This window comes from Nostoc parmelioides FACHB-3921 (assembly GCF_014696625.1).
Classification (GTDB): domain Bacteria; phylum Cyanobacteriota; class Cyanobacteriia; order Cyanobacteriales; family Nostocaceae; genus Trichormus; species Trichormus parmelioides.
The window spans coordinates 141,122-154,136 of record NZ_JACJQL010000012.1 but is presented as its reverse complement, the minus strand read 5'-3'; the positions used below and the strand labels follow the sequence as shown (position 1 = coordinate 154,136).

The 13,015-nt window shown below is 40.4% G+C and carries 10 protein-coding genes and 2 pseudogenes; 4 read left to right on the top strand and 8 right to left on the bottom strand.

Going from position 1 to position 13,015, the window contains the following annotated elements; translation table 11 throughout:
* The first annotated feature begins 485 nt into the window (after nt 1-485).
* Nucleotides 486-956, top strand: a complete 471-nt coding sequence (locus H6G14_RS11195) for a dTDP-4-dehydrorhamnose 3,5-epimerase (protein WP_190567485.1) — start codon at nt 486-488, stop codon at nt 954-956.
* A gap of 194 nt (nt 957-1,150) precedes the next feature.
* Here the strand turns inward: H6G14_RS11195 and argJ are convergent, their stop codons facing one another.
* Nucleotides 1,151-2,314 carry a bifunctional glutamate N-acetyltransferase/amino-acid acetyltransferase ArgJ gene (gene argJ / locus H6G14_RS11190; RefSeq protein ID WP_190567484.1) on the bottom strand — a complete coding sequence of 388 codons (1,164 nt, stop codon included), beginning with the start codon at nt 2,312-2,314 and terminating at the stop codon, nt 1,151-1,153.
* A gap of 387 nt (nt 2,315-2,701) precedes the next feature.
* Between argJ and H6G14_RS11185 the strand changes: the two genes are divergently transcribed.
* Nucleotides 2,702-4,165, top strand: a complete 1,464-nt coding sequence (locus H6G14_RS11185; protein WP_190567483.1) for an AAA family ATPase — start codon at nt 2,702-2,704, stop codon at nt 4,163-4,165.
* 51 nt (nt 4,166-4,216) lie between these two features.
* Here the strand turns inward: H6G14_RS11185 and H6G14_RS11180 are convergent, their stop codons facing one another.
* The gene (locus tag H6G14_RS11180) at nt 4,217-4,780 is read right to left on the bottom strand and encodes a Uma2 family endonuclease (RefSeq protein ID WP_190567482.1); all 564 of its coding nucleotides are present in this window, start codon (nt 4,778-4,780) and stop codon (nt 4,217-4,219) included.
* An 88-nt stretch (nt 4,781-4,868) separates the two neighbouring features.
* On the bottom strand, nt 4,869-6,380 hold the full coding sequence (gene ilvA, locus H6G14_RS11175) for a threonine ammonia-lyase, biosynthetic (protein WP_190567481.1): 1,512 nt from the start codon (nt 6,378-6,380) through the stop codon (nt 4,869-4,871).
* A 240-nt stretch (nt 6,381-6,620) separates the two neighbouring features.
* Here ilvA and H6G14_RS11170 point away from each other — a divergent pair, with 240 nt between their 5' ends.
* Entirely contained in the window at nt 6,621-7,445 is an 825-nt protein-coding gene (locus tag H6G14_RS11170) for a M90 family metallopeptidase (protein WP_190567480.1), read from the top strand.
* A 222-nt stretch (nt 7,446-7,667) separates the two neighbouring features.
* On the opposite strand, the pseudogene H6G14_RS11165 reads toward H6G14_RS11170, so the two are convergent.
* Both H6G14_RS11165 and H6G14_RS11160 read right to left on the bottom strand, forming a co-directional pair.
* A pseudogene (locus H6G14_RS11165) lies at nt 7,668-7,889 on the bottom strand (Uma2 family endonuclease); the annotation flags it as partial.
* Nucleotides 7,886-8,326 (bottom strand): DUF2335 domain-containing protein, encoded by a 441-nt coding sequence (locus H6G14_RS11160; RefSeq protein WP_190567479.1) that lies wholly within the window; start codon nt 8,324-8,326, stop codon nt 7,886-7,888. The pseudogene H6G14_RS11165 and the gene H6G14_RS11160, both read right to left, overlap by 4 nt.
* Nucleotides 8,327-8,808: 482 nt before the next feature.
* Between H6G14_RS11160 and H6G14_RS11155 the strand changes: the two genes are divergently transcribed.
* Nucleotides 8,809-10,530 carry a putative bifunctional diguanylate cyclase/phosphodiesterase gene (locus H6G14_RS11155; RefSeq protein WP_190567478.1) on the top strand — a complete coding sequence of 574 codons (1,722 nt, stop codon included), beginning with the start codon at nt 8,809-8,811 and terminating at the stop codon, nt 10,528-10,530.
* On the opposite strand, the gene H6G14_RS11150 is transcribed toward H6G14_RS11155, so the two are convergent.
* The 3 genes and pseudogenes from H6G14_RS11150 to cls all read right to left on the bottom strand — a co-directional run bounded on the left by H6G14_RS11150 (nt 10,527) and on the right by cls (nt 13,010).
* Entirely contained in the window at nt 10,527-10,853 is a 327-nt protein-coding gene (locus tag H6G14_RS11150; RefSeq protein WP_190567490.1) for a hypothetical protein, read from the bottom strand. The two genes, H6G14_RS11155 and H6G14_RS11150, sit on opposite strands and share 4 nt — an antisense overlap.
* Before the next feature lie 142 nt (nt 10,854-10,995).
* Nucleotides 10,996-11,550 (bottom strand): annotated as a pseudogene (locus tag H6G14_RS11145) (aldo-keto reductase family protein); the annotation flags it as partial.
* A 17-nt stretch (nt 11,551-11,567) separates the two neighbouring features.
* Nucleotides 11,568-13,010: a cardiolipin synthase gene (cls, locus tag H6G14_RS11140; protein WP_190567477.1), complete on the bottom strand. Its 1,443-nt coding sequence runs from the start codon at nt 13,008-13,010 to the stop codon at nt 11,568-11,570.
* Between the last annotated feature and the right edge of the window lie 5 nt (nt 13,011-13,015).

The following is a 13,015-nucleotide window of genomic DNA, read 5'->3' as shown; positions in this document are numbered from 1 at the left end:
CAAGATTTAGGCGTAGTCAAAGCCCTACGAAAACCAGTCTTCAAGCTGGATCTATCCCCTTTTCCTGCACCCTCTTGACAAATGTGCAATTACTTTAACCTCTCACGGATGACCATAAGGCATTGCGCCACCAATTAGCTCAATGAGCAATAGCACAGATCACATTTTCCACTATCTGTTGCAATCAGCCAGAGAGCGTACCCTCCAGCTTTCCTATTGCGTACATATAAAAGAACCAAGAATTTTCAACCTTCAACCCAATCGGGGTCAACAGAAATCCTGCTTACTACTGGGCATAATCGTACTTCATCAGGACTGCCTGTTGCTGGTAATCTTGCGGAACCTAGCAGCTTGAAGATATCCACTCAGTAGAGTTACCGAATTTTGCTGTGTTTGGTTACTTTCGCCACACTTTTTTCTTTTTGAGCATCTAATATTGGATGTATAAGTTCAATCCATAAGATGCTCTTTTAAGGAATTTTTTTATGAGTATTAGGGAAATTGAAATCCGTCAGCTAGAGTCAATAAAGGGGGGGATGGTTGAATTCTTTACTCCTCAAACAAGTCACGAAACTATGCTGGTGCAAATCGCGCCAAATACAATAGATGATTTGTTTGTTCATAAATCACAAACTGACCAATTATTGGTAGTTAAAGGGCAGGTTGTACTTGTGACTTTAATTAACAAGCAATACAAGTATATACCCTTAAGTGAAAACCATCCTATGGTAGTGACGATTCCTCCTGGGGTACTGCACGGTGCAATTAATTTAAGTTCGCAACCATGTTTAGTGGTGAATGCTGTATTGCGTCATCGACCTCCTCAAGAAAGGGACTATATTACTTGTTGTAGACCTTTTCCTTACGATTTGGATGCTGCAACTCTCGCCTTGAAGCAGTTGGAAGCGACAAAGAAAATAGAGGTTCTAGGTGCGACACCTACACAGGTTGTTTAGAAAATTCATCTTGTCACCATCCATTGGGGTCAACGATGAGCAAAGCTGAATCGTTGACTGTTGGCTAGGAACTTATACCTTTTCTTGAAAATGCACTTTATTCTTTACTGTAGAGACGTTGAATGCAACGTCTCTACATCATTTATTGGAGGCAACTTCAGAGAAAATTGGTAATAGCACTCTTTCACTCCTAATCAAGTAGAGTACTTACCGTTAATTTCCACATAACCTTCTGTCAAGTCGCAACCCCATACAGTAGCCACATCTGTACCGATATTCAAACTAACGTGAATATTGACTTTTTCTTTTGACATAATTTCTTTCAATTTCTCCAAATTTTCCGCTTGGAAGGTATTAGGATAAACTTGCACTTGATCAAATCTAATTACTACTTGATCTGGATTAATATCTCGTTCATCTTCACATTTACCTATTGCCATTGCTACTCTTCCCCAATTAGGATCTGCACCATATACAGCAGTCTTAACTAGTGGTGAATTAACAATGGCTTTAGCTACTCGTTTAGCTTGAGCATAGTTAGCGGCTAAATCTACAGTCACCTCAATTACCTTAGTTGCGCCTTCACCATCACGGGCAATCTTTAACACTAAATCATGGGCAATTTCTTGCAATGCAATAGCAAATTCTGTTTCGGAAACTTCACCCGCTAAACCATTCGCCAAAATTACAGCACTATCACTAGTAGAAGTATCTGTATCTATGCTTAAACAATTAAATGTTTTATCGATGGTAGAGCGAAAAATTTGACGCAGTGTATTGGCAGAAATTGCTGCATCAGTAAAAAAGAACGCTAACATCGTCGCCATATTCGGCTCAATCATCCCGACACCTTTAGCAATACCCACCAATTTGGCATTACCAACTTGTCGTGCAGCGATTTTAGATACGGTATCGGTGGTCATAATACCGCGCGCAGCTAAGTCAAAATCAGCCGATGTCAGTTTTTGACCCATTCCTACCAAGCCAGCGCGAATTTTTTCTATGGGGTAACGTCTACCAATTACCCCAGTGGATGCGATCGCCAAATTTCCGGCAGCAATCCCAGTTTCCTGCGCCACGAGTTGTATAATCTCCTGAGCATCAGCAATTCCCACTGCACCATTCGCAACGTTGGCATTTTTGGAAATGACAATAATCCCTTGTGCTTGCCCATCTTGTAAATTTTGACGACTAATAGTCACACTAGGCCCGGCGAAAAGGCTTTGAGTAAATACGCCATCAGCTACACATGGCACATCTGATCGGATAAATACAAAATCTTCCGTGGTATCACGTATGCCCAAATTGGTAATAAAGGTACTAAATCCTTGAGGTGTGGAAGATGCAGTTAGTGACATTTTGATCTGTGGGGAGTAAAGAATATGGGAAATTTTAGCGGTAGCGAGGCGTTAAGCAACTTGCTTGGTAAATAATACCAGTCCTAGCCTTCTCTGCGGGAGGCTAGGATTTGAACAAGGATATAAATCTTTCAAATCCCCACACCCCTAAACCCCTAAACCCTTACCCCCCTCAAATCAAAGGTTCATGCTTCCGGACAGCAGCTACTCCACAGTAAACATTTCCAAAACAAGCTGATGTCTAAAATTGCTGCTGTTTTATTTAGAAAGTTGCTGAATAAGTTAATGACTCTTCTGCCAGGGAGAGGGGTTATAAAATCATAAAACCTCTTGTTAGAGTGAAATAGCTAGCAGCTGATTTTACACACAGAGCTACAGAGGAACGCAATGCTGATTTTTGAAGAGCATTTTCAAGACAATCGCTGTAGCTGGGTAACACGAGATAGTGAAGAGTGTAGCCTTTGCATGGACGTGAGTCATTATGTATTTGACCATAAACGTGCAGGTGATACATATTGGCTATCGTGGAACTCAGCCGAGTTCTTTTATGAGAGAACGAATTTTCATATTCATATAGTTCTAGAAAAAGCTGCTGGTGTAGATGATCATGGTTATGGTTTTGTTTGGGGATTGTCAGACGTTAGCAATTTCTTTGAGTTCGTGATTTCGGGCAATGGTCACTATCGTATCACTGAGATCAAAGATGGTAACTTTATTAATTACACAGATTGGAAAGGGTGCGATCGCATTCACCGTGGTGACTCGGTTAATCTGTTGGAAATTGCCCGTGTGGGTAATATGGTAGAGTTCTATATCAACAGTACTTTAGTAGATAAATTTCCCGCCCATAAGTTAGTTGATGTCTCAGGGGAAAATTTTGGTTTTGTGATTCATGACAAAATCAAGATGAAAGTCCATAGTTTAATTGTCAGCGCTCCCGATACGGAAAAAGAGTCGGTTGATAGTCATAGTGATACTCGTGATTCTAAACAAGAGACAAAAGCCTCCTTTGTTGAGCATGACCCCCCAGAAAAGGATACTGTGGAGGCAGTGTTTGCAGACTTAAAGGCATTAATTGGACATGAGCAAACTAAGCGTCAACTTTTCTCCTTAGCCAACTACTTGAAAGTACAAACGGAACGGAAAAAACGAGGGCTAAAAATAGTAGACACTTCTCTACACCTGATGCTTTACGGCCCCCCAGGGACAGGTAAAACGACCATCGCCCGTTTAGTGGGGCGTTTATATAAACAAATGGGATTTTTTCCACGGGGACACGTCGTCGAAACCGATCGCGCCGGCATCATTGGCGGTTATATTGGACAAACTGCCTTACGAGTGGAAAGTGCTGTACATCAAGCCATTGGTGGTGTTTTGTTCATTGACGAAGCCCACGCCTTAGCGGCTGAAGATACCCCTAGCGATTTTGGCAAGGAAGCATTGCAGATATTAATTAAGCGTATGGAAGACTACCGCGATCGCATGGCTGTAGTTGTCGCCGGCTACACTGATGAGATGGATCGCTTATTAGAGTTAAACCCCGGTTTTAAATCACGGTTGAATCGGTTATTTTATCTTGATCACTACACTCCCAATCAGTTGCTATTGATTTTTAAGAAATTTTGTGACGACAACGGCTATATTTTAGACTCCTCAGCTATTATCGTGCTGCAAGCCACCTTTGAGATCGCCTACGCTAAACGTGACAAAAGCTTTGGTAATGGACGCTTTGCACGGGCGCTATTTGAACGCAGTGTTGAACAGCAAGCTAACCGCATTGTTACACATTTACAAGAATTAGATGATTACGAAATTAACCTGATTATTGCTGAAGATTTGTCTTTTATGTAATGAATTACACAAGTTTAGCGATCGCCACATTTCAAGGCGCGATCGCTAAAATTAAAAAATATCCTCATAGATATCTGTCATCGTGAGCGATAAATTGACCGAATTTAAGACTAATTTATCCTCAATGTCCAAAATCTCCTTTGTCCAATTCCCAGGTAAATCTTGACGATAAACTTCTACTTTCATCTCATCTTGGGAAACTAAAACATACTCCTGTAAACTACCAATGGTCTGATAATTTACCAATTTCTCGCGGCGATCGCTTACCTCGGTACTTGGTGATAAAACTTCAACAATTACACAAGGATAATTCACAAAATAGTTATCTTGATCTTGAGAGTTACAAGTAACCACCACATCAGGGTAATAAAATATCGTCTTATTTTGATTAGCAGCTTGTAACTTCACCTTCATATCCGACATAAAAACATTGCAAGCCCCACCCCGCAATTGAGAACGTAAGCGACTGGCAATATTTAAGGTAATGATATTGTGCGCCTTACTCCCCCCTGTCATCGCAAAAATTTGACCCCCCAAATACTCGTGGCGGAGTTCGCTTTTACTTTCTGCTGCTAAATATTCAGCAACAGAGAAAACGGGAATGGGCGATCGCATAACTTTAAAGCTGGTTTCTGGCTATCTCCTTTATTATACTTGCCCTTAATTTTTGGCATTCTTGACGTGATTTTATCCCCCTACTCCTTCATCCCAAAAATAACTTATAGGCTGGGTTCTGGCTTTCGTCCCAATACTGGTAGCCGAGGGAATCAAGAAATGCTTGCCATTCTTCCATTTCCTGCGGTGGAACCTGCATTCCTACCACGATGCGCCCGTAGTCTGAGCCATTGTTGCGGTAGTGGAACATACTGATATTCCAGTTGGGACTCATGGAAGCAACGAATTTCATCAACGCACCGGGACGTTCCGGAAACTCAAAACGGTAGAGTAATTCATTATGGGCTAGGGGAGAGTGTCCACCCACCATGTGGCGCAAGTGCAGTTTTGTTAGTTCATCATCTGTTAAATCGAGGATTTCAAAACCACATTCTGCAAAAGTCTCCACTATATGAACTTTATCAGCACGGTTTTGAATCTGCATTCCAATAAAAATATGAGCAATTTTTTCATCAGCAATGCGATAGTTAAACTCTGTCAAATTGCGTCTACCAATACATTCGCAGAACTTCCGTAAACTACCCGGTGTTTCCGGAATTGTCACTGCAAAGATAGCTTCTCGGCGTTCACCAAATTCCGCCCGTTCCGCAACAAAGCGCAGACGGTCAAAATTCATATTTGCACCGCAGGCGACAGCAACTAAAGTTTGCCCTTGGATTTGTTCCCGTTCTACATAAGCTTTAGCGCCAGCGATCGCCAATGCCCCCGCAGGTTCTAAAATAGATCGGGTATCTTCAAATACATCCTTAATGGCTGCACAAGTGTCATCTGTATCCACCAAAATAATCTCGTCCACATATTCCTGACACAGGCGGAAGGTCTCTTCCCCCACTTCCCGCACTGCTACCCCATCCGCAAATAAACCTACCTGTGACAATCGTACTCGTTTACCAGCTTGCAACGATTGGTGCATAGCATCAGCATCAACAGGTTCAACTCCAATAATCTTAATTTCTGGACGTAACCGTTTCACATAAGCCGCAATCCCCGAAATCAAACCGCCGCCGCCAATAGCCACAAAAATCGCCTGAATAGGTTGCTGATATTGGCGGAGAATTTCCATCCCAATAGTTCCCTGTCCCGCAATTACATGAGGATCATCAAAGGGATGAATGAATGTTAAACCTTTCTCTGCCTCCAATTGCCGCGCGTAGGCATAGGCATCATCATAAGCATCTCCGTGCAGTACCACCTCTCCGCCTCTTGCCCTCACTGCATCTACCTTCACCTGGGGAGTAGTGACCGGCATGACAATAATAGCTCTAGTCCCTAGTTGTTTTGCACCTAGCGCCACACCTTGGGCATGATTCCCCGCAGAAGCCGCAATTACACCCTGTGCCAGTAAATCAGGGGGTAGATTCACCATTTTGTTGTAAGCACCCCGCAGCTTAAAGGAAAACACAGACTGCATATCTTCACGCTTTAGCAGGAGTTTATTATTCAGTCTGGCTGAAAGATTGGGGGCATACTCCAGAGGAGATTCCTGGGCAACATCATACACACGGGCAGTCAGAATTTGTACCAGGTAGTCGCAAAGCATGGGGTAGATGGAGTGAGGAAGGGCTAGATAAAGATTAATTTTACGTCAAGTTTGTCCCGATACTTTGGCGATTATTAGCGATCGCTACAAATCAGCTTCAGATGACTAGAGTATACTTTTTCCAGTGATGGCGATCGCTGGCTTTAACGTTTTGCATGGGCGCTTGTGCGAGCAAGTCTATCTATCTTCGTAGCGTTAGGGTAACGTAAAATCTCTCCATAACATCCATAGGCACAAGTAATGTTGAAATCAATTATTATTTTTATCATTATTGGGCTGGTTATTGGTTTGATTTTCCTCAGTCCCATACTGAGAAACAAACGCAGATATCGTATTAAACAACGTCCATTTCCTCCACTTTGGAATGCCATTATTGAAAATAATCTGCCTATTTACCTGCGACTTTCTCCTGAAGAACGGCGACGGCTACAAGGACATATTCAAGTATTTTTAGCAGAGAAACAATTTATTGGCTGTAGAGGCTTGCAGGTGACCGAAGAAATGAAATTAACAATCGCGGCTGTAGCCTGTTTACTCCTACTTAATGAGCGAGGAGAATATTTTCCAAAACTGCGCTCAATTTTAATCTATCCCAGCACTTATTTTGTCACCCAAACCGTTGCCGTTGATAATTACATTGTCGAAGAAAGACGGGATGCCAGATTAGGAGAATCATGGACTCAAGACCAAGTAATATTATCTTGGGAGCAGATACAATATGATATTCACAACTGGCAAGATGGACATAATGTTGTCTTACATGAATTTGCCCATCAGTTAGATCAAGAAGATGGTAAAGCTGATGGTGTACCTATTCTGCCAAAAAAATCAGATTATCCGATTTGGTCTAAAGTGATGACCGCAGAATATCAACAACTCTGCAATGATGTTCAGGAAGAAAGAGAGATTATCATAAATACTTACGGCGCGACTAATCCCGCCGAGTTTTTTGCTGTGGCAACTGAAACATTTTTTGAAAAACCACAGCAATTATTGGAAAAGCACTCAGTACTTTATAAGTTACTGCAAAGTTATTATCAAATATATTTGAAAAAAATTCATTAAATATAAGAGCAATAATATCGCTTTTTCAAAAAATCAGTGCATCTCAAAATACAATTGCTTGGAAAAACAAGCTATCTGAAGAAAAATAAAAAGTCTAAAACTATCCTTTCCACCACTTCCTCCTTTAAAATATTTATATCTATCGTCATGAGTTTCTCCATTTGTTACTATTTATAGTGTAAGTTCTTAATAAGGTATAGCTGTAATTCTGTTCTCTCCGCTTAATTCCTCAGGATATTGACGAATAGAAACCGCAATATCAGGTTCTGGTTCTGAGTTACTATCAGGTAAGGTAATGGGTTTAGCTTGGCGGACTTTCGCCTTATTTCCTAACAGGTAAATTAAATATTCCCCCGCCTTATCACTACAATAAGCATTGGGTTCTCCCTCTGGGGCCATCTCTACAATCTCTCCATTGAGCAATTCAACCTGTCGCCCTGTCAATTATTTTGTTGCGTTTTACGCCTTAAAAGAAAGATAAAAACAACAGAAAGCACTCCTGTTGAGCAGATACAACTACCAGCTAAAGGAGATTTCCAAATAGCTATAATTGCACCAGATATCATTGATACCACACCAAGAGAAAAGGCGAAAATTTGTTCTAAACGTCTTTCATACCTTTCTTGTCTAATATCAGAGATTTGCACATCTATAAGCTTCTCCCTCATTTTGTGCCTGTGTTCTTGCTCTCTCTCAGCCATAGAAAGAATTCGGTCAGATGTATTGGGCAGAATACTGTTGTATTGTTGAAGAACTATTGGGGGCGGAAGTGTCTCCATGAAATCTCTTAGTTCGGCATTTATTTGTTGCAACTGACCGTTATCATCTTCAGCCTCAATGTTACTGTGTTTATTTTTTTCATCAAAATTTGATTCATTCATTTTTAGATAAATATGTTTATTTAGAGACTGAAAAAATTAAATTTGAGTCATATGAAAATAATTGCTATTACCTGGCAGTAAGGACTTGATTAATTATTACAGCACACTCCTACTCATCCTACCCATTCTTTGCTTGCGTAGCAGGGTTTCTTTGGAATACACAAATGTACTACAAATTGTAACTCCAAAATTCCAGCAATCAGCCATGCTCCAGTATAAGCATTTATACTTGTAAATGCTTTGATTTTTATCTTACGTAAATTTTATTAATCTCTAAGTAAAATCACGTCATTATTTTTTTGTAAACAAGCCCATATCAAAATATTTACAAAAACTATAAATAAAATTCTATATATTCGATAGTTATTTGGGGCAGCATAATAAATAACCTCTAATTGGTTTGTTTCTACTGGCTGGTGAATCAGGATAACAAGAATATCTGAGTAGCAATTTGCCAACTTTCAAACCCCACATTAGGATCTATGCAGTTAAATCAGAAGCTCTACTTATACTCAACTCTAGATAATTTTCGATTGCTCAAAAAAAATTACACCGCCAAAATTATGTTGGTGGCGTTTTTAGGAACTCACATTCCGCTTTTAACTTTACTCTTCAGTTTCGTCATTTCTAATTCTTATTCTTGGGAAATGACAATTAGAGTTTTGGTTATTGCTTTATTCGCTACGTTAATTGGCACGGTTGTTACTCTTTATGCACTTCACCATCTGCTGATTCCCGTCAATTTGACATCCGCCACCCTGCGAGACTACCTCAATAACAAAACTTTACCTAGTCTACCTACAGAATTTGCGGATGAAGCGGGTACTCTCATGGCAGATACATCACAAACTCTCTACAAATTAGACGAGTTAATTGACTATATCAGCAATTATGACAAACTCACAGGCTTGCCTAATCGGGAGCTATTGCGGGAACGTGTCCATCAGGCTATATCCCAGCAATACAGCCAAAAAATGGTAGCTGTAATGGTGTTGGGAATTGATGATTTTACTGGAATGAGTCATACCCTAGAACATGAGCTATCAAATTTACTATTAAGAGCGGTAGCCCAGCGCTTGACAAGTTGTTTAGCTCAGAAGGATACTTTAGCTTATTTGAGTGGCGATGAATTTGCGATCGTTCGCTTAGACATTCACTCAATTGAAAGTATCATCAAGCTTTCACAGCTCTTGCTGACTGCCTTAAGCAAACCTTTCTTCATTCAAGGCAATCATATTCATATCACGGCTAGCATCGGTATCACAATTAATCAACCGGATAATCTTTATGATGTAGACCAGTTGTTGCAGCAGGCTCATGTAGCTTTGTATCAAGCCAAGCAACAAGGACGTAGCCAACACCAGTTCTATTCGCCAGAGATTAACGCCCAACTGCAAGAACGATTAGCCTTAGAGAATGAACTATATGGAGCATTACAGCGAAATGAAATAGTCGTTTATTACCAACCCATTATCGATTTACAGACTAAGCAAATCACAGCAGTTGAAGCATTGGTACGCTGGCAACATCCTACACGAGGTTTAGTATCTCCTGCCAAGTTTATTCCTATTGCAGAAGCCAACGGCTTGATTGTGGAAATTGGCGAATGGGTACTACGAACTGCTTGCACACAAAACCGTGTTTGGCAACTTGCAGGATTTACCCCGATGCGAATGTCAGTAAATCTATCAGCCCGACAGTTTGAAGAATCAAATTTAGTAGACCTTGTCGGTGAAATCATACAGGGGAGTGGTTTGCATCCATCGTATCTGGAACTGGAAGTTACGGAAAGTTCTTTAATGACAGACATTCAGCGCTCAGTCACAATACTTAAACAATTGCGAGAATTGGGCATATGGCTAGCTTTAGATGACTTCGGTACTGGTTATTCTTCTCTTAACTATCTGAAGCGCTTTCCTGTAAATATGCTGAAAATTGATCGGTCATTTGTGCAGGATGTATGTTCTAATCCTGATAGTGCTGCCGTGACTAACGCTATTATTGCCCTAGCAAAAAGCTTACAATTGAAGATCACAGCTGAAGGAATAGAAACCCAACAACAGCTTAGTTATTTACAAAAACGTGGGTGTCAAGAAGGCCAGGGATATTACTTCGGTATCCCTGCACCTGCGGACGAAATCACGGAAATATTGCAGCAGAAAAAGGCTATGGTCTACGACAGACAAGAGGTAGCCGCAGTCTAATGTTTTGCCTCTATATTACATATATCTTCAGACTTTTTGCTAAACAGTTCTAATAAACCAACTGTACCCACAAAAAATGTATAGATGCCATATTGAATTGGCATCTTTTTTTTGCTAGGAGCATAAAAAGCCGCGATGATTCCTTCCAAAAAATGGCAGCTTACAGCAAAGCGCTCAACCCAGAAAATAGGATTTAAAATGCCGGGAATATTTATATTAGCGGCTACGGCATAAAGATTCCATAATTCCAAACCAATAGCAGTGCTGATGAGAATTGTGGAGATAACTTTAATAATAGATGTTAGTGTTTGCTTTATATTCATTACATTTGTAGAATTTTGCATATATTATCTCACAATCTATATTGGCGATCGCTCAAACACTACTCTTTAAAAGAGGGCATAAAAATGTATTTTCTCTACACCCCTATACACCTAAACTCTTTTGAAGACTTGAAATCAGCTTCTATCCCAACCACTCAGGATTTTTGGCTGTGCTATCAAATTGACTAGTGGTTTTAAATAGTTCATACTCACCTTTTAGCGCAGCTTGGCGAGTCCGATTCAGCAGCGCTCTAACTTGTTCCTGGCTCATGGGTGTAAAAGTGCGTACTGCTTGGAAAGCCTGCTCTAAAATAGGCATACTTTCAATGCCTGTAATCACCGTTGAAGTTGGCAGATTCATGGCGTAATGCAGACATTCAATTGGTTTAACCACATTACTTTTCAGAATGTTTTGGTCGCCCATTGATTTCATTCCCAGTACAGCAATCTTATCTTGCACCAGTCTAGGTAAAACTTGCCTCTCAAAACTGCGGAAATGGGCATCCATCACATTTAACGGCATCTGTACCGCATCAAAACGGAAGTTATTTTGATCTGCAACTTCCAACATTCTCAGGTGTACTAAAGGGTCTTTGTGTCCAGTAAAACCGATGTAGCGAATCTTGCCAGCCTTTTGTGCTTCCACAACTGCTTTCATCGCACCACCAGGAGCAAAAATCCGGTCTGGGTCTTGCATTTCATTAAGAAACGGTATCACAATAAAGGTTTTAACAAACTAGATATTCTCACAGCTAACTTAAACCAAAAAGATTTTTTCTCATAATCAGAAAAATTTACAGCCACAGCAGCCGCCAAATCAGCTTGTAACATTTCCTCCACACTTTTAACAAATTGAGAATCGGCAACAAAACCCATAACTTCAAAGTTGAGAAAGAATGAGCGATTATCGAGATTAACTGTTCCCACACCTGCTATTTCTTCATCGATGAGTATCACCTTTTGGTGCATAAATCCATGTTTATATCGATACAACTTAATATTCATTGCTTTCATCTCTGTGTAATAAGAGAAAGAACACAAATACACCAGTAAATGATCTGGTCGATTTGGTAAAATAATTCGCACATCTACACCACGCAATGCTGCCAATTTCAAAGCTGTTAAGGTGGAATCATCCGGTACAAAATAGGGAGTAGCAATCCAAAGACGAGTTTGTGCTTGATTGATAGTGTTGACGAAAAACAGTTTACAAGCTTTCAACTTATCTGCGGGGCCAGTAGGAAATACCAATGCTGTGTAGTCGCTTTCCAAATTGGGTTGCACTCGCCAGTTTACATCAATGACTTGACGAGTCGCCCAATACCAATCTTGTAAAAAACATCCTTGCAGACTTTGGACAGTGGGGCCTTGTAACATCATGTGGGTATCACGCCAAGGACTCAGGCGGGGATTTTTACCCAGATATTCATCACTAATATTCAATCCCCCAATAAACGCCGTTCTCCCATCAACTACTAAAATTTTGCGATGGTTGCGGAAATTTAGTTGAAAACGATTACCTCTGCCTTTGGTAGTATGAAATGCACTCACCTGAATACCAGATTTTTGCAGAGATTTAATATAAAGGCGAGAGATTTTATTAGAACCAATTTCATCGTAAATTAAGTAAACTCTTACTCCTTGCTTTGCCTTGGCAATTAGAGCATCTTTAAACTCATTCCCAGCTTTGTCATCAACAATAATGTAGGATTGCAGCAAAATATAACTATTGGCAGATGCGATCGCACTCAACATGGCTGCATAAGTTTGCTGACCATTAATTAGTAGTTTGGCATTATTACCAGATGTAAAAGGAAGACCAATACAGGCTTTAGCTAGTAGTTGTAATGGTTCCAATTTTGCCGGAACTGCCACATGAAATTTTGTAATTTCAACGTAAGTTTGACGAACAAATTGATAATGTTGGGTGTAAACCGAGCGGATAGCTTCAGAATATCCATGAAACTTAGTTCTGCCTAAAATCCAATATAAAGGAATAGCCAGCCAGGGAAAAGTTATTAACGAAATACTCCAAGCGATCGCCCCACGAGAAGAACGAACATTCATCACAGCATGGGCCGCATGGGCAATCCCCAAACCATGAACAACAACTGTAGCTGCACTAAAAAAAGCAAGGATGCTACTGTCTATCAGCATCTGAA